At 69.9% G+C, this 23,330-nt stretch carries 21 protein-coding genes; 9 read left to right on the plus strand and 12 right to left on the minus strand.

The genetic code is table 11. The features are described from left to right. The first annotated feature begins 202 nt into the window (after positions 1-202). Positions 203-1,162 carry a Ku protein gene (locus tag QFZ58_RS23360; protein WP_307126853.1) on the plus strand — a complete coding sequence of 320 codons (960 nt, stop codon included), beginning with the start codon at positions 203-205 and terminating at the stop codon, positions 1,160-1,162. 166 nt (positions 1,163-1,328) lie between these two features. Here the strand turns inward: QFZ58_RS23360 and ligD are convergent, their stop codons facing one another. The 5 genes from ligD to QFZ58_RS23385 form a co-directional block, all read right to left on the minus strand. Beyond that, positions 1,329-2,288: a non-homologous end-joining DNA ligase gene (gene ligD / locus QFZ58_RS23365; protein WP_307126854.1), complete on the minus strand. Its 960-nt coding sequence runs from the start codon at positions 2,286-2,288 to the stop codon at positions 1,329-1,331. Continuing rightward, positions 2,285-3,214, minus strand: coding sequence for a carbohydrate kinase family protein (locus tag QFZ58_RS23370; protein ID WP_307126855.1), 930 nt, complete (start codon positions 3,212-3,214; stop codon positions 2,285-2,287). Before QFZ58_RS23370 ends, ligD begins: the two co-directional genes overlap by 4 nt. Before the next feature lie 204 nt (positions 3,215-3,418). After that, on the minus strand, positions 3,419-4,759 hold the full coding sequence (locus QFZ58_RS23375) for an SGNH/GDSL hydrolase family protein (RefSeq protein ID WP_307126856.1): 1,341 nt from the start codon (positions 4,757-4,759) through the stop codon (positions 3,419-3,421). A gap of 180 nt (positions 4,760-4,939) precedes the next feature. Further along, the gene (locus QFZ58_RS23380; RefSeq protein WP_307126857.1) at positions 4,940-5,515 is read right to left on the minus strand and encodes a cysteine hydrolase family protein; all 576 of its coding nucleotides are present in this window, start codon (positions 5,513-5,515) and stop codon (positions 4,940-4,942) included. A 195-nt stretch (positions 5,516-5,710) separates the two neighbouring features. Next, positions 5,711-6,346, minus strand: a complete 636-nt coding sequence (locus QFZ58_RS23385) for a hypothetical protein (protein ID WP_307126858.1) — start codon at positions 6,344-6,346, stop codon at positions 5,711-5,713. 231 nt (positions 6,347-6,577) lie between these two features. Here QFZ58_RS23385 and QFZ58_RS23390 point away from each other — a divergent pair, with 231 nt between their 5' ends. Beyond that, a complete protein-coding gene (locus QFZ58_RS23390; RefSeq protein ID WP_307126859.1) occupies positions 6,578-7,312 on the plus strand; it encodes an SDR family oxidoreductase in 735 nt (244 codons plus the stop codon). Between the two features lie 189 nt (positions 7,313-7,501). Here QFZ58_RS23390 and QFZ58_RS23395 read toward each other — a convergent pair whose 3' ends face one another. Then, complete coding sequence (locus QFZ58_RS23395) at positions 7,502-9,178, minus strand: cellulase family glycosylhydrolase (protein ID WP_307126860.1); 1,677 nt, start codon at positions 9,176-9,178, stop codon at positions 7,502-7,504. 228 nt (positions 9,179-9,406) lie between these two features. On the opposite strand from QFZ58_RS23395, the gene QFZ58_RS23400 reads away from it, so the two are divergent. From QFZ58_RS23400 to QFZ58_RS23410, 3 genes are all read left to right on the plus strand, one after another. Continuing rightward, positions 9,407-10,273, plus strand: a complete 867-nt coding sequence (locus QFZ58_RS23400) for an AraC family transcriptional regulator (protein ID WP_307126861.1) — start codon at positions 9,407-9,409, stop codon at positions 10,271-10,273. A gap of 173 nt (positions 10,274-10,446) precedes the next feature. Continuing rightward, positions 10,447-10,602 (plus strand): hypothetical protein, encoded by a 156-nt coding sequence (locus QFZ58_RS23405; protein ID WP_307126862.1) that lies wholly within the window; start codon positions 10,447-10,449, stop codon positions 10,600-10,602. A 370-nt stretch (positions 10,603-10,972) separates the two neighbouring features. After that, complete coding sequence (locus QFZ58_RS23410; protein ID WP_307126863.1) at positions 10,973-11,632, plus strand: lysophospholipid acyltransferase family protein; 660 nt, start codon at positions 10,973-10,975, stop codon at positions 11,630-11,632. Between the two features lie 54 nt (positions 11,633-11,686). Here QFZ58_RS23410 and QFZ58_RS23415 read toward each other — a convergent pair whose 3' ends face one another. Then, positions 11,687-12,805 carry a MarR family transcriptional regulator gene (locus QFZ58_RS23415; protein ID WP_307126864.1) on the minus strand — a complete coding sequence of 373 codons (1,119 nt, stop codon included), beginning with the start codon at positions 12,803-12,805 and terminating at the stop codon, positions 11,687-11,689. Between the two features lie 829 nt (positions 12,806-13,634). Here QFZ58_RS23415 and QFZ58_RS23420 point away from each other — a divergent pair. Together QFZ58_RS23420 and QFZ58_RS23425 are read left to right on the plus strand one after the other, a co-directional pair. Then, positions 13,635-14,327, plus strand: coding sequence for a glycoside hydrolase family 11 protein (locus tag QFZ58_RS23420; protein ID WP_307126865.1), 693 nt, complete (start codon positions 13,635-13,637; stop codon positions 14,325-14,327). 222 nt (positions 14,328-14,549) lie between these two features. Beyond that, the gene (locus QFZ58_RS23425; protein WP_307126866.1) at positions 14,550-15,413 is read left to right on the plus strand and encodes an NAD(P)H-binding protein; all 864 of its coding nucleotides are present in this window, start codon (positions 14,550-14,552) and stop codon (positions 15,411-15,413) included. 156 nt (positions 15,414-15,569) lie between these two features. Here the strand turns inward: QFZ58_RS23425 and QFZ58_RS23430 are convergent, their stop codons facing one another. From QFZ58_RS23430 to QFZ58_RS23440, 3 genes are all read right to left on the minus strand, one after another. Continuing rightward, the gene (locus QFZ58_RS23430; protein WP_307126867.1) at positions 15,570-15,965 is read right to left on the minus strand and encodes a DUF4180 domain-containing protein; all 396 of its coding nucleotides are present in this window, start codon (positions 15,963-15,965) and stop codon (positions 15,570-15,572) included. A gap of 204 nt (positions 15,966-16,169) precedes the next feature. After that, positions 16,170-17,384 carry a hypothetical protein gene (locus tag QFZ58_RS23435; RefSeq protein ID WP_307126868.1) on the minus strand — a complete coding sequence of 405 codons (1,215 nt, stop codon included), beginning with the start codon at positions 17,382-17,384 and terminating at the stop codon, positions 16,170-16,172. Positions 17,385-17,457: 73 nt separating this feature from the next. Further along, positions 17,458-17,931, minus strand: coding sequence for an ATP-binding protein (locus QFZ58_RS23440; RefSeq protein WP_307126869.1), 474 nt, complete (start codon positions 17,929-17,931; stop codon positions 17,458-17,460). Positions 17,932-18,093: 162 nt separating this feature from the next. Between QFZ58_RS23440 and QFZ58_RS23445 the strand changes: the two genes are divergently transcribed. Both QFZ58_RS23445 and QFZ58_RS23450 read left to right on the plus strand, forming a co-directional pair. Beyond that, a complete protein-coding gene (locus QFZ58_RS23445; RefSeq protein WP_373428673.1) occupies positions 18,094-18,951 on the plus strand; it encodes a helix-turn-helix domain-containing protein in 858 nt (285 codons plus the stop codon). Continuing rightward, entirely contained in the window at positions 18,948-19,139 is a 192-nt protein-coding gene (locus tag QFZ58_RS23450; protein WP_307126871.1) for a DUF397 domain-containing protein, read from the plus strand. The genes QFZ58_RS23445 and QFZ58_RS23450 overlap by 4 nt, the downstream gene beginning before the upstream one ends. Here QFZ58_RS23450 and QFZ58_RS23455 read toward each other — a convergent pair. Both QFZ58_RS23455 and QFZ58_RS23460 read right to left on the minus strand, forming a co-directional pair. Then, complete coding sequence (locus tag QFZ58_RS23455; RefSeq protein ID WP_307126872.1) at positions 19,128-20,138, minus strand: aminoglycoside phosphotransferase family protein; 1,011 nt, start codon at positions 20,136-20,138, stop codon at positions 19,128-19,130. The two genes, QFZ58_RS23450 and QFZ58_RS23455, sit on opposite strands and share 12 nt — an antisense overlap. Before the next feature lie 43 nt (positions 20,139-20,181). Next, positions 20,182-23,319 (minus strand): DUF3427 domain-containing protein, encoded by a 3,138-nt coding sequence (locus QFZ58_RS23460; protein ID WP_307126873.1) that lies wholly within the window; start codon positions 23,317-23,319, stop codon positions 20,182-20,184. Positions 23,320-23,330 lie beyond the last annotated feature (11 nt).

Consider the following 23,330-nt stretch of genomic DNA (forward strand, 5'->3'; position numbering starts at 1 on the left):
GGACCGGACCGGACCGGCGGTGGACATGCCCGTGATCCACATGCGGGCCGCAGTGATCCACATGCGGGTCCGGGGATGCCGCGTGAGTATCGGTGGTACGGGCGGCGGCCCGGGCGTGCCCTGACCCTCTCGGGTCGGTTCTCCCTTCCGGGTGCCCCGGTCCGTCTCCCGGCCCAGCCACCAGGGGGGTCTGGAGGTATGCATGCCGCGGCCCTTGTGGACCGGAGCGATCAGCTTCGGGCTGGTCACGATCCCGATCAAGGTGGTGTCCGCCACCGAGGACCACTCCCTCTCGTTCCACCAGTACCACGCGCAGGACATGGGCCGGATCCGTACCCGAAAGGTGTGCGAGATCGACGGCGAGGTCCTCTCGCAGGAAGAGATCGGCAAGGGGTACGAGGTCGCCAAGGACCGGACCGTCCCGGTCACCGACGAGGAGCTCGACCGGATGCCGCTGCCGACGGCGAAGGCGATCGAGATCGTGGCGTTCGTCGACGCCGATACCGTGGACCCGGTGCGGATCAGCGACAGCTACTACCTGGCCGTCGACGGGCAGGTGGCGGCGAAGCCGTACACCCTGCTGCGCAGGGCGCTGGAACGCAGCGACAAGGTGGCCGTGGCGAAGTTCGCCTGGCACAACCGGGAGCGGCTCGGCCTGCTGCGGGTCCGGGACGACGCCATCGTGCTGCACTCCATGCGGTGGCCCGACGAGATCCGCAGTCCCGAGTCGTTGGCGCCACGGGACGTCGAGCTGGACGAGGACGAGATCGACCGGGCGGTCCAGCTCACCGAGACGATGGCCCTCGACGACATCTCCGGCTTCCGGGACCGCTACCGGGAGGCCCTGGAGGAACTGATCGCCGCCAAGTCGGAGGGCAAGGAGAGGCCGGAAACGCGCGGTGGCGAGGAGGAGGAGCCGGGCAAGGTCATGGACCTGATGGCAGCGCTGAACGCCTCGGTGAAGGCCGCCCGGGAGACGCGAGGGGAGGAGCCGGAGGGCGAGCACGCGACCGTGCACGAGATGGAGTCGCGCCGCCCCCGCACCCGCAAGAAGGCCGCACCGGCGCAGAAGGAGAAGGCGGCGGAGGGGAAGGCGGCGAAGTCGGCGGGGAGGAAGCAGCCCGCCAAGAAGACGGCGGCGAAGAAGCGGACCGCGTCCTGAGCGCCACCGGGGCGTTCGATGCGGTGTCCCCGCGTGCGCGGAGCGAGGCACGCGGGGCGAGCCATGGGTGTGAACGTGCGAGGCCTGCGGAGCGGGGCGTGCGGGGCGCGGCGGGGTCACACGGGCGAGACCGCCCGGCCGGTCTCGTGCCGGAGCCTCTCCGGCGTCACCCGAGGTCGTCGGGCGCCAGATCGGGCCGCAACCGGTGCCAGGAGGGGTGGCGCAGCTTCCCCGCCCTGGTCCGGGTCGCGTACCGCACCTCGCCGACCAGCCGCGGCAGCACCCACCGGGCGCCCGCGACCTGGGGCACCTCGTCGAACGGGCACGTGCCGACCGCGGCGACCCGGAGCAGTTCGGCGAGCGTGGTGCGCTCGGCGTCGCTCCACCCCGTGCCGACGCTGCCCGCGTACCGCAGACCGCCCTCATGGCGCTCACCGACCAGCAGGGCCCCGGGCAGACCGCCCAGCCGCCCGCGGCCGGGCACCCAGCCGCCGACGATCACGTCGACGGTGCGGGCGTGGCGGATCTTGATCCACGTACGGGCCCGGACCCCGGGCTCGTACACGGAGCTCAGCCGCTTCGCGACGAGGCCCTCAAGACCGGCCTCCCGCGTCATGTCCAGGGCCTGCGCGCCGTGGCCGACGACCACCGCGGGTGTGGACCAGCGCGGCCCGTCGAGCCCGAGCGCTTCCAGGGCTGCCCGCCGCTCGCTGTAGGGCAGCGGCACCAAGCTCGCTCCCCGCAGGTGCAGGGCGTCGAACAGGACCAGGTGGGCGGGGACCCGTTCCGCCATGTGGGCGGCCTTCGCGGGAGACCCGGACAGGCCCATCCGGGACTGGAGCCGCTCGAAGTCACTGCGCCCCTGACCGTCCAGCGCGACGATCTCACCGTCCAGCACCGCCGGTACGCCGCCGAGCGCCGCCCCGAGCGCCGTGAGGTCCGGGTAGGCCGCCGTGATGTCCGTCCCGGACCGGGCGCGCAGCTCCACGGAGCCGTCGCCCGGCAGATAGACCACGGCCCGCTGGCCGTCCTGCTTGACCTCGTACGCCCACTGGTCGTCGGCGGCCGGGGCCGGCAGGGTGCCGGGGGTCGCGAGCATGGGGGCGAAACGGGGCAGAGAGGTCATGGCAGCACTTTCTCAGGTTGACCACCCACCCGGGCGCAGGCCTTCGCCAGTTCCTCGCGCCCGATCTGGACCTCATGGGTCCCGTGGTGGCCGCAGGCGAAGGCGCCGGAGACCGACCCGGCGCGTACGCACTGCTCGATGCCGCCACCGTCGAGCAGGGTGTGCAGGAACGCGGTGAGGAACCCGTCCCCCGCGCCGTTGCTGTCGATCACGGGCAGCTCCGGCCGCACGGCGGGGAAGTGCCGTACCTCGCCGGAGTTCTCCCGCTCCAGCACGAAACACCCGTTGGCGCCGTCCGTGGCCACCACGATCCGGGCCCGGCCCCGCGCCAGGATCTGCCGCAGCACGTCGCCCACCCGGTCCTTCACCGTGGCCGCGCTCAGGAAGACGAAGTCGGCCCCGTAGGCCCACGGGTGGGCCGACGGGTCCGCCCCGTCCCACGCGTGCAGGTCCGTCGAGACGGTCACGCCACGGCGGTGGGCCTCGGCGAAGACGTCGCGTGTGAAGGCGGAACGCGACACGTGGACGTGACGGGCGCGGTCGAGGTGGGGGCCGTAGAACGCGGCGGGCATGAGGAGGTCCTCGGGATGCCGGCCGTCGTAGAACGAGAAGCGGCGGCCCTCCGCGTCGACGAGGTTGACGCTGCGCGGTGTACCCGCGGGCGCGGTCAGATGATCGAAGTCCAGGCCCACCGAGGCGTAGCGTTCGAGGATCCGCCGGCCGAGATGGTCGTCCCCGAGGTAGTCGATGAACTTCGTCCGCCGCTCCAGCGCGTGGAATCCCAGTGCCACGCCGTTGCCCGTGTGGGCCACGTAGTCATGGATGGGCGGTACTCCGACGGAGTCGCCGTCGGGCACCTCGAGGGCGTCGACCCGCACGATCGTGTCGATGCCGGAACCGCCGATGACCAGGACGTCGTAGTCCACCGAATCACTCCTTCCGGGAGGCGTGGGCCCGTCGCCCCATGATCGGGTACTTCGGCGCGTACGCCGAGGCTTCCGGCCAAGAGGCAGGAGTGGTTCCGGGACGCGTACGACGTCATCGGCGGCGACGGTGCCGTACGCGTCCCGGACGGCGCCCAGGCAGGGGGGTCCGAGCGGATCCGTGACCCTGACGTGCGCCGCGGGCGGTCAGTTGTAGCCGAAACCGCGCGGGAGCGGCGCCTGGCGGAACAGCCGGGCCGGTACCGCGTCGGCCAGTGCCCGGTAGCCGGACGGGTTCAGGTGGAGGTGGTCCCCGGTGTCCATCGAGGGACGGAGGGTACGGGGTGCGAGCGGGTCGCGGGCGGTCCTGTCGAAGTCGAGCACGCTGTCGAAGCGGCCGCTCGTGCGGATCCAGGAGTTGACCGTCTGCCGGGCCTCCTCGCGGTGGCCGTCCGGATCGTCGTAACCGGTGTTGCCGCCGAACGGGGTGAGCGTCGCCCCGTACACGCGGATGCCCTGGGTGTGGGCCCGGGTGATGATCTGTTCGTACGCCGCGATGACGTCGGCCGCGACCTGCTTCTGGGCGGCGGGGGAGGCTTCGGCCGTGCCGATGTCGTTGATGCCCTCGAAGACGAGCAGCCGGTCCACCCCGCTCTGTGCCAGGACGTCACGGTCCAGGCGTGCCAGGCCGTTGGGGCCCAGGCCGTCGTTGAGCAGGCGGTTGCCGCCTGCCGCCTGGTTGACCAACGCGGTGCCCGCGGTGGCGGGTTCGTCCTTCAGGCGCTGGAGCAACAGGTCGGGCCAGCGGTCGTTCATGTTCGTGGTGGAGCCCCGGCCGTCGGTCAGCGAGTCACCCAGGACGACCGCCGCCGAGGTCGTGCTCCTGGACCAGACCTCGACGCCGCTGAGGAAGTACCAGTGGTCGGTGGGGGTCGCCCCGGGCAGGTCCGCGTCACCGACGTGGTCACCGGCCCGCAGGTAGGAGGTCGTACGGGAGCCGGGGTGCGAGGTGATGGCGGTGGATGCCTGGCCCGCGGCCAGATAGACCGTGGCGGTGAGGTTGGAGCCCGGTGCGAGGCGGAAGTCCAGGGGGTCGGAGACCGCCTGCGCACCGGCCGGTACCGACACCGACGGCCGGCCCTGGAACGTCACCCGGTGCGTCGTGCCCGCCCTGATCGCGCCGGTACCCGCCTTGCCGTCCTGCGGCAGGGCGACGGAGACCTTCGTGATCGGCAGTACCGCGCCGCCGAACGCGTTGGAGAAGCGCAGCCGGATGTGCTCGCCACCGGCCGACACGTGCACCGTCTGCCGCAGTGTGGCGTCCGTCATCACCGAGTCGGCCCGCGTGAAGGGCGCCGGGGGCATGTTCCCCGGTTCCGTCAGCTGTGGCATGGACGTCCAGGTGCTCACCCAGTGGGCGTTCCGTTCCGTCGGGGAGACCGAACCGCCCGGGCCGTGGCCGTCACCGGCTCCCAGTGCGGGGGTGACGACGGCCGCGGTGAGCGCACCCGCGACGAGCAGGCTGAATATCGATGTTCTTCGGTTCACGGTGGTGCTCCCTCTGCGTGGGTGGGGGAAGCAGGATCGATCCACGTATGTGGACGGCGTCCTCGCCTGCGGACGGCGACGCAGGCGGCAGGCTAGTCCCTCCGACAAATTTCGGTCAACGCTTCGAAAGTTTTCGTTCCCACGGTGCGCCGGCGGGATGCCCGGAGGGGTGTCACCGCGTCAGGCGGGCGGTGCCGTGAAGGAGACGTCGGCCGCCTCCGTGGTGACGTCCGCGTCCCTGCTCAGAGGCCATGCGGCAACGCGCGAGACGGTGGCGGCGGGGACGGCCTCACTGATGCCGGGCTCCGCCGGGATGTCGTGGGTCGCGTGGCCGTCGTGGGGCAGGACGACCCGGTATCCGAGCGCCAGGGCCGTACGCGCCGTCGCCTGGACGCACATCTCCGACATCAGGCCGCAGACGGCGATCGACCGCACGCCCGCGGCGGTCAACAGGCCGCCCAGCGCCGTCCCTTCGAAGCTGTCGTCGTGTGTCTTGCGGATCACCGTCTCCAGCGGGCCGTCCTGGACGGCGTGGTGGAGTTCCCAGCCGGGGGTGTGGGGCTCGTCGTCCGACCCGGCCGGGCCGTCGTTCTGGACGTGGACGACGAGGGCCCCGCCCTGCCGGGCCCGCGCGATCAGGTCCGTCGTCCGGTCCAGGAGCCGGGCGGCTGCGGGCAGGGCCCCGTCGCCGGTGACGAAGGCGGACTGGACGTCGACAACGACGAGGGCTTCGACGGGAGTCGGGTGTGTGCTCATGCCGCCATCATGCCGAGGGTCACCGGCCCGGGACTCCTCGGCCGGTGGGCCCTCCGCGTGATGGCCCTTCGCCGATCCCCCCGCGCTCGGGGTGCGGGCGGGTGTGTCCCACGGGGTGGGCGGACCGTCCGGCCGCAGGGGCGGACCGTCCGGCCGCAGGGTGGGAGGACCGTCCGGCCGGGCCGTGAAGGGTCGTCAGGCCTTGGCGGTACAGATCGCGTCGTACGGCCGGCCCGGGCTCGGGAACAGCTCGATGGGGTTGTCGGCCTCCGCCGGGCACTCCTCGACCTTCTCGGCCAGGGCCAGCACCTTGCTCCCGCCGCTCGCGCAGGCCACTTCCTTCGCCTGGTCGTCGACGCAGTCGCCCACCACGAGCTGGCCGCCGCCCATGCCCGCGTCGCCCGGGTGGTCACCCGACAGGTTCCGGCCGCAGATCGTCTTGCTGGGGAGCCCGGCACCGGCGTCGCCGCCGTAGGAGACCTTCACCGAGATGATCTCGTCCGTACCGGCGGGGCACTCGACGGCCCCGGCGAAGATCTCGCCGTCCTTGACCTGGAGGGCCTTGATCGTCGCCTCGGGATCGTCGCAGTCGAGGGCCTGGTAGCCGTCCTTCGACTTGCTCGTGTCCGGCCCGGCGCAGTCGCCGGTCTTCCACTCCTTGGCCTTCTGGTCGCCGCCGGCCGGCGAGGAGGAGTCGTTGCACGCGGTGCCGGCTCCCAGGACGAGCGCGAGCAGCAGCCCGGCCTTCGCACAGTCCAGGAGGACCGTACGCGTGCTGCGGGAGCCCCCCGCGCCGCGGTTCCGGGCGCGCGTGCTGCCGTGGACGCTCATGCTGCTCCTCGAATGCGTGACGTGGCCCCGCACGGCACCTCGCGTGGTGCGTACGGCCGTTCGCGCGTAAGGACGGCATAAGTATGCGGAGCGGTTCCCGGCAGCCATCGGGAAGTGGTGCGCGGTGACGCGGTGGCGGAGCCTTGGCCGGGCTATCTCGGATAGAAAACATCCGGGATTCCGGGTACGGTGAGGAAAGGGTGCAAACCCACTCTTCGACGGAGGTACGACATGAAGATCGCAGTGATCGGTGGAACGGGGCTGATCGGCTCGCAGGTCGTCGACATCCTGCACGCGGCGGGGCACGAGGCGGTGCCGCACTCCCTGTCCACGGGCGTCGACCTCCTCACCGGGGAGGGGCTCGCACCGGCGCTCGAAGGGGTGGACACGGTCGTCAACCTGACGAACTCGCCCACGTTCGACGACGCCTCGCCCGCCTTCTTCTGGACGACGATGGACAACCTCCTGGCGGCCGCCGCAGAGGCGGGCGTCGGCCATGCGGTGATCCTCTCCATCGTCGGCGCGGAGCGGGTGCCCGCACTCGACTACTACCGGGCGAAGGTGCTGCAGGAGGACATCCTCAAGGCCGGCCCCGTGCCGTACTCCATCGTCCGCGCCACCCAGTTCTTCGAGTTCATGGACGCGGTCCTGTCCTGGACGGCCGACGAGCACACGGTCCGGCTGCCTTCCACACCGCTGCAGCCCATGGCGTCGGCCGACGTCGCCATGGCCGTCGTGGACGTGGCCGTCGGCAAGCCCCTCCGCGGCACGCGCGACGTCGCGGGCGCCGACGTCTTCCGCCTGGACGAGCTGGGCCGTATGACACTGAAGGCCCGGGGCGACGAGCGCACCGTCATCACGGACGAGGAGGCCGGCATGTTCGCGGCCGTGGAGGGCGACGCGATCATCGCCGGTGACGACGCCGTCATCGCCCCCACCCGTTACCAGGACTGGCTCGTGTCCTGACGGCCGCCCATGAGGCCCACCGGCCGCGTGACCGTGGCGTGCGGAACCGTTCTTTCTCCCCCGGACGACGCACCGGCGTGCCCGGACGGCCACCGCCCGGGCACGCGCTGACAGGCCGCCCGTCCGGGTGGCCGTCGTCCGGCCGTGCGGCGGGGGGCGGTCGCCCGCGCCCCCGCCGCACGGTGCGGATCAGGCGGTCGCGCAGGCGGCTCCGCCGAGCGTGAAGGCGGTCGGGGCCGTGTTGGCGGCTCCCTTGGCGGCGGTGAAGCCGACGGTCACCGTGCCGCCGGCCGGGATCGTGGACGTGTACGAGGCCGGGGCGACGCTCACCGTGGCGCCGTTCTGGGTGGCGACCCCGCCCCACATGTTGCTGATCGTCTGACCGTCGGCGAAGGCGAAGCCGAGCTTCCAGCCGCTGACGGCGGTCGTGCCGGTGTTGCGGAGGGTGATCTCGCCCTGGAAGCCGCCCGGCCACTGGCCGACGACGCGGTATCCGACGGAGCAGGCCCCGCCGGGCGTGCTGCCGCCCTTGGCGGTGGTGACGTTCACCGGAGCCGAGCGGGCCGAGCGGTTGCCGGCCGCGTCCCGCGCGTAGACGGCGAAGGTGTACGCCGTGTCGGCGGTGAGGCCCTTCACGGTGGCGGATGTGGTGGTGGACGCGGCGACCGTGGTCTCGGTGCCGCCCACGCGGACGACGTCGTAGCCGGTGACGCCGACGTTGTCGGTGGCGGCCGCCCAGGAGAGGGTGGCCGACGAGGCCGTCACGGTGGTGACGGACGGGGTACCGGGGGCGGTCGGGGCCGCGGTGTCGCCCGTTGCGCCTCCGTAGACGGTCGCCTCCTCGGAGGTCTGGGCGATGCCGTTGACGCCGTGGAAGATCCGCTCACCCCAGGAGCTGAGCCGGCCGGGGTCGAAATCGATGACCAGGTCGAGGATCGGGTCGGTGTTGCCGCTCCAGGACCAGGCCAGGTAGCCGAGCCGGAGTCGCTCGGCGGTGGCCATCATCGTGTCCTCGTCCGGGTCGCCGTACTGATCGGCCGGGCCGCCGAACTCGCCGATCAGCAAGGGAAGTCCGGCGTCGACGAAGGCGTTGAGGTAGTCGGTGACCTTCTCCGCGGTGTTGTAGACGCTGTACATGTGGATCGAGAAGATGAGGTTGCCGGTGGGGTCGGCGTCGTACACGGACCGGGCGTTGGCCCGCATGACGCCCTGCCAGTCCTGGCCCCAGTTGGGCGCGTCCACCATGATCGTGTGCTGGAAGCCGGCGTTGCGCAGCTTCTTGATCGCGGCGGTCGTCGGGGCGGTCCAGCCGGCGGGGTCGGTGTTGCCCCAGGGCTCGTTGCCGATGTTGATGACGACGTAGTCCTCCTCGCCGGCGAGGACGTCCTTCAGGCCGATCCAGTAGTCGGCGGCGTGGTCGAGCGTGCCGGCCGCGGCGTCCTCGCCGTAGCCGGTGGTGTCGTGCACCTCAAGGACGCAGATGAGCCGGTTGGCCTTGCACTGGGCGATGACGGCGGCGACGTCGGCCGGGCTGTTCTTGCTCCAGCGGTAGCCGTCGGACAGCACGACGCGGACGGTGTTGGCGCCCGTCGCCTTGATGTCGGCGAGCGACTGGGTCTCGCCCGGGTACCAGGCGTGCGCGTGGTTGACGCCGCGCATGACGAAGTCGTTGCCGTTGGCCTCGACCAGGCGGCCGTCGCTGATGTGGAGGCCTGCCGCAAGGGTGCCCGCCCTCTCGGCCCGGTCCGCGGCCTGCGCGGTGGCCGGGCCGAGTGCACCGACGACCACGAGCCCGAGGAGGGCGGCCAGCCCTCTCAGCAGGAGGGTGACGGGGCTTGGTCGTACCGTACTTCTTGCTGTTCTCACTGCGACTCCAGAGGGTGGACGCGAGGAAACTCGAGCATCAGCAGAGACATGGGAGCGCTCCCATGAAGCCATCTAGGCAGGGGCACGTCAAGATGTCGGGCGGATTCCGTCTGCCGCCGGGCGGTGCCGCCCTTTCACGTGCCGACCCGGCAAAGCCGGGCACGGGATGTCGGGTCCGGCAGGGCGGGGCCTTCCTAATGTGGTGGGCGAAAAGGGAAGGGGACCGGGGTGCTGGAGCGGCTCAACCAGGCCATGGAGCACATCGAGGCGCGTCTGGACGAGCCGATCGATGCCGCGGACCTGGCGCGCATCGCCATGACGTCGGAATACCACCTGCGCCGGCTGTTCTCGGCGCTGGCAGGCATCCCGCTGTCGGAGTACATCCGCCGCAGGCGGCTGACCGTGGCGGGCGCCGAGGTGCTCGCCGGTGAGCGGACCCTGCTGGACGTCGCCGTGCGCTACGGCTACGGCTCCGGCGAGGCGTTCGCCCGGGCGTTCCGCGCCATGCACGGCGTGGGTCCGGGTGAGGCCCGGCGGACGGGTGCGGCGCTGCACTCGCAGCCCCGGATGTCCTTCCGTCTCGTCGTCGAAGGGAACAGCAGCATGCGATACAGGATCGTCGCCAAGGAGGAGTTCCGCGTGGTCGGCAGGAAGGCCCGCGTGCCCCTCGTCCACGAGGGTGCCAACCCGGCGATCGGCGAGTTCATCCGTGGGATCGGCCGGGAGACGCTCGGGCGCATGGCGGCACTGTCCGACCAGGAGCCGGCGGGGGTCGTCGGGGTGAGCGACCAGCTCGACCCGAGCCGCGCGGAGGGAACGGAACTCGACTATTACCACGGGGTGGTGACGACCCGCGAGGCGCCCGACGACATGGAGGTACTCGTCGTCCCGGCGGGCACCTGGGCCGTCTTCGAGAACTCCGGCCCGTTTCCTCAGGCACTCCAGTACCTGTGGCGCGACGTGTACACGCAGTGGTTCCCGTCGAACCCGTACAGGAGCAGGCCGGGGCCGGAGATCCTGAGCGTGAACCTGTCGGAGGACGGGACGCGGGCCGACGCGGATCTGTGGATTCCCGTGGAGGCCGACAGCGCTTGACGGACGCCGCCAGGTGGCGCCGACTGCTTCCTCCGCACCTCTCGAAGAGGAGCTGAACGACGGGCCGGAGCTGTGCGCCCACGGGGGAACTGAACACTCCCCAGGAGGGTCTACGTAAGCCGGGGGCCGTCGCGAAGGCGCGCAAGAGCGGTGACGAGTGTCGGGAGCTGGGGATGCAGGAGGACAATTGGGCGATCGCCATCGGCGTCATGGTCGTCGTGGGAGCCGTGATCGCGGTCATCGGGGCGGCGGTCGTGGTCGCGCTGGTGGGGATCGTGTTCGGCGCCAGGGCCGTGTGGCGGCGGAGGTTCGGCGCGCCTCGTGCCTGACGTGACGGGTTCACCAGGACGCAGGCCGTCACCGAGCCCGTGCGACTGGACCTGGCCTCCGGCGGTGACCGTCGGCGGCGGCGCCCGGCCGGGACGTGCCGGGCCCGGTCGGGTGGCTGCCTCGCAGGTCGGGGGTGGGCGCCGCATCGTCGGGGTGGGCGTGGAGGCAGCCTGCGTACGCGCCACCACCCGGTGGCGCGGTGTCCGGCCCCCGTGCCCGCTCCGAGGGCGTGGTCCGCGGCTGAGTACGGGGGCCCCGCACCACCGCCCGAGCTGAGTGCGCAGGCTCAGGCTCGGCACGAACTCCGGTCCGAGGATGGGGAATGCCCAGCCGCCGCACCGCCCCGTTCCGCCGAACCGCAGGAGCACCGTGCTCAGCCGTATAGCCGCCGCTGTCGTCCCGTCGCTCGGTCACCTCACGACATCCGCCGAACCGCCCGGCCTCCGGAGCCCCGGCATCCTGGTCGCCAACCACACCTCGCTCGCGGATCCCGGCATCGTGCTGGCCGCACTGCACCGGATGGGCGTCGAACCCGTCGTCCTCGCCACCGCCGGCCTGTGGCGCATCCCCCTTCTGAGGTATCTGCTGGACCGCGACGGCCACATCCCCGTGCACCGGCGCACGGCCCGGGCGGCCGACGCGCTGTACGGCGCCGCTGCGGCACTCGACGCGGGCCGTCATGTGCTCATCTACGGCGAGGGGCGCATCCCGCAGCGCAGGGACGCCGCCGAGGCCGCACCCCTGGCGTTCCGCAGCGGACCCGCACGCCTCGCCGCGGTCTCCGGGGCCCCGGTGATCCCGGTCGGGCAGGCGGGAGCCCGCCGGGTCTCCTCCGGCAGCGGCGCCAAGCAGTTCGCAGGACTCCTCACCGCACCCGCCCGCCGCCCCAGGCTGCACGTGCACGTCGGTGCTCCGGTCCGGCTGCCGCAGGAGGTCGCACCGGCGAGCGCGGCGGCTCATGAGGCCGTCACCGCCGCCTGGCGCATCGCGGCCCGGCACATCGGGGAGCCCGCGGCGTCGGCGGCGTGACCGTGGGGCGGCCTGCCTGCGGCGATCGAGGGCTGTGCCGCTGCCGATCCGGGGTCAGGGCGTTTTCAGCAGGTCGCGGAGCCCGGCGACGTAGGTGCGGACATCGCGTTCGGCGGGCAGGTCGGTGAGCGGTCGCCGGGCGGCGGGTGCTCCGGATCCGGGCTGCCGGCAGGGACGGCAGAGACCGTCGGGGAGGGCCTCGGGGCGGCCGGGGACACCGCACTTGGCGCATTCCAGCATGACCCGGTGGACAGGGCTGCCCGCCGCCGACGGCGTCGGCTGCCCCACGGGTACGTGCGGCGGGATCTTGTCGGCCAGGCGGCGGCGGAGGAGGCCGACGGGCGAGTCGACCTGGGCGGGGAGACCGGCGGTGAGGGCCTGGACGAGGTAGTCGGCGCTCACCCCGCGAGCGAGCCATTCCGTGGCCCGCGCTTCCAGGACCGCGCAGTCGGCGGCGGAAAGCGCCAGGCGGGAATCCCTACGGCCGAGTTGGGCCAGTGCGAGGTACGCGGGTGAGGGCCCCTCCGTGGTGGCGGCGGGAGCAGCGGCCGGGGAGGCCGGAGCGGGGTCGGTGGCTCGCTGCTGCGGTACGGCGGCGAGGACGGGCGCGGGCGCAGGTGCGGGTACGGGTACGGGTGCGGGCGCGGGTGCGGAGGCCACGGGGACCGGCTCCGGCGCTGGAACTGGTGTGCACGCGGGTGCCGATCGTTCTGCGGGGGCCGGGTCCTTCTCCGAGGTCCGGCTCAGTGGCGGGACAGCGGTCGCGGTGGCCGGGCGCCCCACCTCGGTGGTGGCCCACCACTCGTTGTCACGGGCCGTGCGGGACCAGAAGGTGCGGGAGACCCAGCGGACTTGGCCGAGTTCGCCGACGAGGCACCGTACGCGGCGCAGATACCCGGCGGCGGCAAGCGCCTTGAGGGCTGAGCCGACTGCCTGCTGGCCGTACAGCGGGAGTTGCCTGGCCAGGCTCTTTACGTCCATGGCGGCGCCGTCGGGGAGGTGGTCGATGAACCCGGCGATGTACCGCTCCCGGGCGGGGAGCAGTGCGAAGTCGTCGGCTCGGCGCGGGTGTTGGTCCGGCATGGAGCGCTTGCCGTAACCGGCTTTGGCCATCGGGTACGGGCGCGTGGATGCGGGTGCGGGCAGGGCGGGGCTAGGGTGCTGGATAGCCACGAGATCGGGTCCTTAGCGTTGATCTTGGGGTGAGACCCCGGCCTGGTGCGACTACACCGCGTCGGGGTCGTTCGGTTCTCGCACCGTAAGCAGTGGCGACGTTGCGTCGCAAGCTGATCACAACTAGTCATACTTGCTGGCCGTGACGGGTGGGGAGGGTAGGGAGGTTTTCCCAAACCCCTTTTATTCACCCGCCGGTTGAAAGCAGCGCTCGAATCCCGGATCCCGGGCCTCGCCCCTCGAATACCGAAGCTCGAGCGCCGGTCGGGGCCTCCGCGACCACGCCCCGAAAGAGTGACTCGGTGGCCCCGAGGCCGGCCCCCGAGTCCGGCACCCGAGTTCCGAGTCCCGAGTCCCGGCCCCAGGCGTCCCGAGTCCCGAGCGTCGAGCGCCGTTCGCCCCCCCCAACCTCCGCTGAGCGTTCCGCGCCCGAGCGCCGTGGCATTCCCTGGTCCCCCGTGGCCGCGCCTCATGGCCTGGACCTCACCGGGCCGCACGACTCGACTCGATCGGTATAAGCCCCGTAATTTTCGGGTTCGAATGCCCATTTGTGAACCCTTCCGTCGAGCTTTTCAGTGAGGCTGTGCGGCAAGTTCAACTACGCAAGCGCTGGACCTGGCCTTATGTCGTTCTGTAGCCCTTGTGCGAGCGCGAACTTTTCGGTCTCAACGTCGAAAGTATTGACACCCCTACAGGGCTGATCCAGCATCAGCGGCAACCGAATGCCCCCCACCGACGTCGGCCCGGTGCAGCCCGCGACCTGTTGCAGACAGGCCTGCCGGGTCGTACCCCGCTGCCCGGCCTCCGCCGGTTCTCACGAGGAGGAAGCATGGACAAGGACGAAGCCCCCGCCCGCCCGACCAGTCGCAGAAGCTTCATCGGCGGCGTCGGATCCCTGGCGCTCGGCGCCACGGCAGGGCTGCTCCTGCCCGGCACCGCACACGCGGACACGACGATCACCACGAACCAGACCGGCACCAACAACGGCTTCTACTACTCGTTCTGGACGGACGGCGGCGGGTCGGTCTCCATGACCCTGGGTTCCGGCGGCAACTACCGCACGTCGTGGACCAACTGCGGGAACTTCGTCTGCGGCAAGGGCTGGGCCAACGGTGGACGCAGGACGGTGCGGTACTCCGGCAGCTTCAACCCGTCCGGGAACGGCTACCTCACCCTCTACGGGTGGACCGCCAACCCGCTCGTCGAGTACTACATCGTCGACAACTGGGGCACCTACCGGCCCACGGGCACGTACAAGGGCACCGTCACCAGCGACGGCGGCACGTACGACATCTACCAGACGACGCGGTACAACGCCCCGTCCGTCGAGGGGACGAAGACGTTCAACCAGTACTGGAGCGTGCGGCAGTCGAAGAGGACCGGCGGCTCCATCACCACCGGCAACCACTTCGACGCCTGGTCCCGCGCCGGAATGCCGATGGGCAGCTTCAACTACTACATGATGCTCGCCACCGAGGGCTATCAGAGCAGTGGGAACTCCAACATCACCGTGAGCGGCTGAGCTGCGGCGTGGTCGAGCAGGTGAACGGCTGAACCTCGGCAAGCGATGGCGCGGCGTCCTCGGACGTCGCGCCATCGCTCGTGGCAGGGGTGTCCGGCCCGGTCCGCCGGTCGCGTCCTGCGTGCACCGGGCTCGAATATCGCCGTTAACAATGATCCGCTATCACTGGTAGCATCGATGGGGTCACAGCGGTTCCATCGGCAACAGCAGGGGAGAGCGGACATGATCATCGTCACCGGTGCCACCGGCCGACTCGGTTCACAGGTCGTCCGGCAACTGATCGAGCGAGTGCCCGCCGACGCGGTCGGCGTCAGCGTCCGAGACGCCGCTCGCGCCGCCGATTTCGCCGCACGCGGCGTCCGCGTACGGCGCGGCGACTTCACGGACCCCGGCTCCCTCCCCGCCGCGTTCGAGGGGGCCACGCAGGTGCTCATCGTCTCGGCGAACGACACGGGCGGGGCGGCGGTCGCCCAGCACGCCACGGCGATCGACGCCGCCCGCGCCGCAGGAGTCGAGCGCATCCTGTACACGAGCCACCAGGGGGCCGCGGCCGACTCGCTCTTCGCGCCCATGCCCGACCACGCCGCCGCCGAGCGGTACCTCGCCGAGGTGGGCACACCGTTCACGGCGCTGCGCAACGGGTTCTACGCGAGCACGGTCCCCCTCCTCCTCGGCCTGGCCCTCGAAACCGGCGAACTCGTCGCGCCGGCCGACGGCCCCGTGTCGTGGACCGCCCACGCCAACCTCGCCGAAGCGGCGGCGATCCTCCTCTCGGGCGAGAACCGTTACGAGGGCGCGACCCCACCGCTGACCGCACCGGACGCGCTGGACCTGGACGACGTCGCGGACATCCTCACCCGACTCACCGGACGCACCGTTCGCCGAGTGGTCGCCGACGACGACGAGTGGGTGGCCGGCCTGATCGGGAACGGCGTCCCCGAAGCCCAGGCGAACATGCTGCTCGGGATGTTCCGGGCATCCCGGAACGGCGAGTTCGATGTCACCGGACCGGCGTTGGAGAAGCTGCTCGGGCGGAGTGCCACGCCGCTCAGCTCCGTCCTCGAAGAGGTCGTGGCCTCGCGCTGAAACCGCCCTCCGGGGTGCATGGTCGCGACCGGCTCAGGCGCCGCGCTTGCTGACACGCACGCCGGGAAGCCGCGGGGGCAGCACCGGCCGGCCGGCCCATTCGGCTCAGGAACCGGCCGTCGGAAGTACCGGGCCCGGGTGCCGTCGCGCCGGGCGCTACGACGCGGGAACGGGTGACGTCGTCGGGCGCTGCTCCTTCAGCCGGTCCCGCAGTTCCTCGATGTCGGCCAGGAACCACGTCTGGCGCCCCCGGTTGCATTCACGGACGAAGTCCTGGAGCGCGGAACTGGCCGCCGTGTGCTCGGAGATGTCGCCGAGGACGACGAGGCCCACCCGGTATTGGACGAACTTCTGCACGATCTCGCCGGCGACGCGGGTCCGCAGGTGGAAGAACGCCTCGTCGAACCGCTGGACGGGGATGACCACCCATCGGGCGCCCTGGTAGGAGGCGTTGCCCACCAGATCCAGGGCATCACTCTCGCTGCTGATCATCTCGCCTTCGGAGGCACACATCAGAACGGGCACGTCGTCGATCGTCTGCAAGGTGCTCATGGAGGTCGAGGCTAGTGCCCCGCGCCATGACCGGAGCGGTTGTCGGCCAGCCGGACCTTCGTCCGGTCAGGAACGAGAAGCGTGTGAGCGACGTGGCAGGCGCAGGCCGGCCCTGACGCACGTGCCCGAAGCCCGAAGCCCGAATCACCGCCGTTTCACCGGTCCGGTGCGCACCAGGTGGCTCCAGTGAATGCGGCTCGCGCCTCACGGTGTGGTGGGTGCCTTGTGCACACCACCAGTCGGCGTGATGCTCCAGGAAGCACACGACCGGACGTACAGGAGGCCAGGCCTTCTCGACGTGGTGGCCGACGCCGTGAACGGTCCCTCGCCGTCGACCAGAAGGGCCCCGGGCGTGAAGTCCGGACGGAGTTCGTGGAGCGAGAAGGAGGTGCCCTCGTTCTGGGTGACGCGCAGGGGCATCCGGCCACCTGGGTGCCGGAGGACGTAGGTGCCGGTGGATCTCACTTCTTCCGTCAGGGCCGGGATGTGGTCAGCCGGATGCAGCCAGATCCGCCACCCGCGCTTGGTGGCCATCTGGAGGATCACCCGGTCACGCCCGTCCGCAGGCACGGGAACGATCGCCCGCGTCAGCACGGATCCGTGTGTGAGGATCTTCTGGGGTATTCCGCGCTCGCCCGGCGGGCTGGTCAGTTCGACCCAGGAGTCCTCGGCCCGGTCGAGGTGGACCACCAGCAGTGCGGGCTTGCGCAGGTCGGTGCGGACGAGCTGAACCCCGGTGGACCCGCGGCCCTTCCGGTGCTGCTGCACGCCCGTGTCCTGAGGCCAGGTCTCGTAGGGTGCGGACGAAGCGGGCGAGGACGCCGGTTGCGCGGCGGCAGCAGGCGTGCGGCGGTCCGGTGTCCGCTTCCCGGCTTCCCGGGCGGACGCGGCAGCCGGCCGTCGATCCGGCGGGCTGGGCGGGTGGGGACCGGGCTGCCGCTCCGACAGCCCACTGGCGATCGGCGGTACGCCCTCGGAGATGCGTATGGCATCGGCCGCACACACAGCGATGGTTCGGACGGCGCCCTCGGACGGTGCCCAGCGGACTTCCTCGGTGGAGGGTCCGTGACGGGGGTCGAAGAAGCACAGTGGGCGCAGTGACGGGCGTGGACGCCCTTGCATCGCGGCGTCCACGCAGGCCAGCGCGTGACGGCCCTCGTCAAGGGAACGCAGTACATCGGCCGCGTCCCGGAGGGTGCGGTCACCGACGAAGTTCTGTTTGGCCTGCTCGTATGCGTCCAGCGCCCGCTGGTAGTCGGTGACGAGACCCTCGTCGTCCGCATGGCCTCCCGGCGCGAAGGAATGCCCTGCAAGCGCCTCTCCGAACGCGGTGATCTCCGCATCGATCCGCGCGAGCTCGTCCTCGCGTCCACGTCCCCGGAAGAAGCCGGTGATCGCACCTACTATTCCGTCGGTCACGCAGGTGATCGTAGTCGTGCCGATCGGCTGGGGGCGGCGCCCGGACGGCGGGCCCTTGCGCCGCCCCGTGCGCTCAACGCCCCTGCAACGCCCCCCACTCGGGCGTTCCGGGCCCCGTGGGCATCGCGCATTCCGCCCAGACCGTCTTGCCCGGCCCGACGCGGTCGCTGACGCCCCAGCGGGCGGCGAGCGCATCGACGAGGACCAGGCCATGACCGTGGTCGTCGTCGGGGGTCGGCACGACGGGGACGGGCCGGGCGGGGTGGGTGTCGGACACCTCGATGCGGATGACGCCCCGGCGGTCGTCGTAGGTGAGGAGCAGGGCGAAGTCCCGGCCCGGTACGCGGCCGTGCAGCACGGCATTCGCGGCGAGTTCGGCGATGACGAGCGTGACCGTGTCGTGGTCGTCCGTACCGCGCGGTTGTCCCCACTCGACGAGTTGGAGCGCGGCGAGCAAGCGGGCGAGCCGCGCGCCGCGCCGGGTGGCGGAGAAGCGCTGGGCGAACGCGCGTACGGGGGCGACGGGTTGGCTGTGAGGGGCTGGCATGGGCTCAGCCTGGTGGGGGCGCGAGGCCCGGCGGCAGGCACGGCGCCGATACAGATCGGCTTGTACTGGCTCACCCGCTGGACTGGGTGTGTCACGTTACGTAACCATCGACCGGGTGGGCCCCGAGCGGGCCCGGCACAGGGAGAGGGCTGCGCAATGGCTATGGACAACCATGGTGGCAAGGGTGGGGGAGGCGGAAACTGTGGTGAGCCGGAGCTGTCAGACAGCCTCAAGACCTTCGGGGCCGTACTCAAGGCGCTGAGGGACGAAGCCCGTCTGACCCAGGAGCAGTTCGCACCCTTGGTGCAGTACTCGGTGGCGTACATCGCCAAGATCGAGCAGGGCAAACGGTTCCCGCCGAGGGACTTGCTGGACCGCTCTGAGGAGGTGCTGGGGACGACGGCGGCGCGGGTCCTGGTGGCGGCGGCAAGGAGCCTGACGCGGAAAGGGGGGCTGGCGTCGTGGTTCCTGCAGTGGGCGGCCATCGAGGAGGAGGCGATCACGCTGTACGCGTACGAGTGCCGGGTCGTCCCGGGCTTGTTGCAGCCGGAGTCGTACATCAGGGCGGTGTTCAGCAGCCGCTTGCCGCCCTTGACGGATGACCAACTCGAAACGCAGGTGGCTGCACGGCTGGAACGACAGCGCCTGTTCACGGACAAAGGGAACACCGCATTCGGCTTCATCGTCGAGCAGGCACTGATCCAGCGGGACACCGGGGGACCAGATGTGACGCGCTCCCTCATCGACTACATGTTGAGGATGGGAAGCCTGCGCAACGTAGAGATCCAGCTCATGCCATTGCGGCAGACAGCACACGCGGGGCTGGACGGCTCTATGTACCTGGCGGAGACTCCTGACCACCAATGGGTCGGGTACACCGAGGGCCATGACACAAGCGCTCTCGCCACGAATGGAAAACAGGTCAGTTCGATGCTCCAGCGCTATGGCAGGATGCGTTCGCAGGCCCTCAGCCCGGAGGCGTCCGTCCGCCTGCTTGAGCAACTGCGAGGAGCGCAATGACCACTCCTGAACCCGTCTGGTCCAAAAGTAGTTACAGCGGTACCGGCGGTGACAACTGCGTCGAGGTCGCCGTACGTCCCGAGGCCGTACTGGTCCGGGACTCGAAGGACACGCAGAGGCACGCGCTGACCATCTCGGCACGCGCATGGGCTGCGTTTACGGTGCTGGCTGCTGACTCACGCGTCTGAACGGCCCGTTGGGGCAGGGGCTTTCTTGTTGTCCCCCAGACGGTGTCCCCTGGACCGTGCACGTGTCTGGACGGGCTCCGTGAGCAATTCCGCCAAGGCGTCGGCGAACTCGACGATCCAGTGCAACCGTGGCCCACTGCGGGCGATACGGAATCCGTGGCGGCGGCCCCAGAACGCGGCCTGAACGGCATGGAACTGTGCCCAACGCCGCACGCGCTCGCGATCGACCTCCGCGGCCTCGGCGAAGACGTCCAGGCTCCGGTGTACGGCCGTGCGCAGGTCGTCGGCCTCGAGGAGCGTCAGCGCCCGTGACTTGAGCAGCGTGCCACCGTCGTAAGCGGGGTCGCCCACGTACCCCTTGGGATCGACGGCCAGCCACGGTTCCCGGTCGGCACGCAGGATGTTCCTGGGATGAAGATCTCCGTGAATGAGCAGGTCCGGCTGGGTGCTACCCAGCTCGCGGGCGGTCGCCGTGGCGGCGTCCACGACGTGACGCGGCAGGGCGTGCGTCAGTTCCCCGGCGTCCATGCGTAGCTGTTCCACCCAGGCGTCGGTCAGTTCCCACAGCCGGGGAAGACCCGGCGGGGCGGGGACGGCCAGCCGTCGATTGATCCGCCCTGCCACCATGAGCAGCTCATCGCCGTCTTCGACCTCCGCCAGGGTCGATGTCCGGACCCGCTCCAGCAACATCGCGAAGTGTTCGTCGGCACGCTCATGCAGCAGAACAGCTCCGCGACCGCCCCAAGCCGCGAACGCGTCCGGCTCATGGACGTTGGCGGGATGCGGGAACGACACCTTCAGCACAGCGGCCCCCTCGGCCCGCCGGCGCACAGGGACGACGACCCCGATACCGCCATGCATGACCGCGCCGTCCGGCACGCACTCCCAGTGCTCCAGCAGTTCTTGGACGATCCCGGGCAATGCGGCGAGCCATGCCGCTCCGGATTCACCTTCACGCTCGATGGTGCTGCGCGTGAACTCCGCCGGTACGTCGATCATTCGGGCACCATACGCGTCGTCGTGTTGTCATCACAGGCGCTGTTCAGCCAATGGCGATCGCCGAGTACGTCAACACGTCGGCGGGGATCTGGTGGCGGAGTTTCCAAATGATGCCCATGGGCTTGCTGCCCTCATGCTCCACGTACTCGGCCGGACCGAGGAGCATCCAGGGCTGTGGTCCGCCTATGTCCGTCTTCTTGTAGCGGCGGACGAAGAGCAAGACATGGGTGCCCATCGCCCTGTGGTTCTGGTAGCGGATGCCTGTCGGGGACGACTCCGACGTTTGATTCTGGGACTCCCAATGGAACAGAAAGTCGTTACGCGCATAGTCCTTGTACCGCGTCTCCGGCGAGAAGTCCTTCTCGTCCTTCTCCAGTGTGATGAGGAGCGCATCGGTCTGGATGTTCTCGCACCACTTCACCCCTTCCCGGAAGTGCCCAGGCAGGAAGCCGTCCACAGCGGACTGGCCCAACGCGGGGAGGATCTCCTCGCGACTGTAGGACGCGTGGACGGTCAGAGGCAGGCTCGCATGGGTGCCTAGCAGGGGGAGAGGGACGTGGTCCGCCCGGCTGAGCACGTGGGCGAGTACCTGGCGTAGTTCGTCGCGGAAGGCTTCTTGGGCGCGGAGGGTGTCGAAGCCGGCCTGGTAGTCGGTGAAGCCTCCACCCAACGGCCAGAGAGAGAAAAAGAACATGCGGGCGAACAAACGATCTTGTTCTGAGAGGTCGTCGTAGACAGGGGCGTCATCGGCCAAAAGTTTGCTGTAGGCGGCGACGCGGAGCGGATCGTCTACGTGCAGAAACGCTGAGACTCGCTTGAGCAGCGCTGTCTCACCGTCAGGCCCGGACGTGTCCAGGATTTTCGCCCGGCGGAGTAGGCCTGTCCACGAATTCCCGTTGCCTCGATACAGCTCCTTAAGCTCCCGACCGCTCTCCCAGAGGTAATCTGCGAGACGCGGCTCAGCGTATGCGGCTACCTCACGGGCCAGCTGAGTGACGTTGACACCGATCTGAGTGCGGATGTTCTCTATGATCATTTCCTTGGCCTTCGGCTCAAGGACGATCTGACAGCCGGAGGGCAATTGGGGGAAGCCCTGCTCGATGCTTGACAGGAGGCGGTTACGGGTCAGGTTGGTCAGAGCGCGGAACTGCTCCTCGAAGCGAAACTCCTTGCGGTGCTGTCCGATGAAGTCCAGAACTGTGAGCACAGCCTTGTCCTCCGTGCGACGCAGTCCGCGTCCTAGTTGTTGAAGGAAGACGGTGGCGCTCGAAGTGGGTCGTAGAAGGAGCAAGGTGTCGACGTCGGGGATGTCGAGCCCCTCGTTGAACAGGTCCACGGAGAAGATCACTTGTAGAGCCCCTGTGCGCAGGCTCTCAAGTGCGACTTTGCGTTCGTGGCGAGGGGTCTCACCCGACAACGCAAGGGCATGAAGACCGGCACGGCGGAAGAAGTCGGCCATGAAGTGCGCGTGCGCCACTGAGACGCAGAAACCCAGAGCGCGCATGGATCCCGGATCGGTGATCTTGTCCATCACCGCCTGGACGACGAGCCTGGCGCGGGCGTCGTTGCCGGTGAAGAGATTACTGAGTGCCGTTGAGTCGTATGCTCCACGCTTCCACGTGACGGTGCTCATGTCGGTGTTGTCCGTGATGCCGAAGTAGTGGAACGGGCTTAGGAGATCGTTTGCCAGGGCTTCCCACAGGCGCATCTCGGCAGCGATCCGGCCGTCGAAGAACTCGTCCTGAATGTTCAGGCCGTCCATACGCTCCGGTGTCGCCGTGAGGCCGAGCAGCTCCTCAGGTGTGAAGTGGTCCAAGAGCCTGCGGTACGTGGGTGAGGTGCCGTGGTGGAACTCATCGATCACGATGACGTCGAAATGGTCGGGGGCGAGACGCTCCAGCGTTTTCGCGTTGAGTGACTGAACGCTTGCGAAGACGTGAGTCCAGTGGTCGGGAATCTCGCCGCCAACCAACAGCTCGCCGAAGTTCGCGTCCACGAGCACGTTCTGGTAGACGCGCAGAGACTGTTCGAGGATCTCCTTGCGATGTGCGACGAAGAGCAATCGCGGGTCGCGACCGAGTGTCTGGCGCAGGCGCTTGTAGTCCAGCGCGGCCATCACGGTCTTTCCGGTGCCCGTCGCAGCTACGAGCAGATTGCGGTGGCGATCATGCACCGCCCGCTCCACTTCGAGGCGTTCGAGCATGTCCCGCTGATGCGGATAGGGCCGGACTTCGAGGCCGGAGAGAGTGATGGTGCTTCGATCCCGCTGGCCGGAACCACCCGCGTGTGACAGCGCCGCGTCGAGCCGTTCGGCGTCGGAGTCTGGGTCGTATGACTCGAAGGCCTGGTCGCTCCAGTAGGCGTCGAATGTGGCCTCGAACTTGTGGAGGACAGCCGGTGTGGCCACGGACGACAGGCGAACGTTCCATTCGAGACCATCGAGTAGCGCCGCCTTGGACAAGTTCGAACTGCCCACGTACGCGGTGTCGAAGCCGCTGTTTCTCCGGAAGAGCCACGCCTTGGCGTGCAGGCGCGTAGAGCGGAGCTCGTAATTGACCTTTACCTCAGCGCCGAAGTCGCGCACGAGTCGGTCCAACGCGCGACGCTCGGTGGCGCCGATGTACGTCGTAGTGAGCACCCGGATGGGGACACCGCGGGCGTGCGCCGAGGCGAGCGACTGCTCGAGGACGCGGAGACCGTGCCACTTCACGAACGCGCAGAGGAGATCGACACGGTCGGCAGTGGCGAGTTCAGCGCGGAGTTCAAAGCCGAGGCTTGGATCCTCCGGAGAGTTGGTGATCAGTGCCGTTTCGGAGAGTGGTGTGGCCGGACGGATGGCGTAGACGCCCGGAGCTTCCTGCTCGGCGACCGAAAGCAGTTGTCGTGGGCCGTCCGTGATGAGATCGATCCACTGCGTCGCACCCTCAATGGTGTTGAGGGACTCCAGGATGTGATTGGCCGCGAGCACCTGCTCCGCAGGGGACAACCCCTGGAGGACTTGGCGTACGACGGTGCCGATGTGGTGTGCGAGCACGTGGGGTGCGGATTCCTGCCCAACGAGCGCATCGATGGGCCGCCATCCCGTGTCGTCGAGCTGCTTCATGCGCTCTTCGAGACGGCGGGTGATCAGCGTTTCGTACAGCCCGACAACTGGCGCTGCTTCCGGAAAGGTGTTGGGCATGGCCGCGTCCC

It is taken from the genome of Streptomyces sp. B1I3 (assembly GCF_030816615.1).
Lineage (GTDB): Bacteria > Actinomycetota > Actinomycetes > Streptomycetales > Streptomycetaceae > Streptomyces.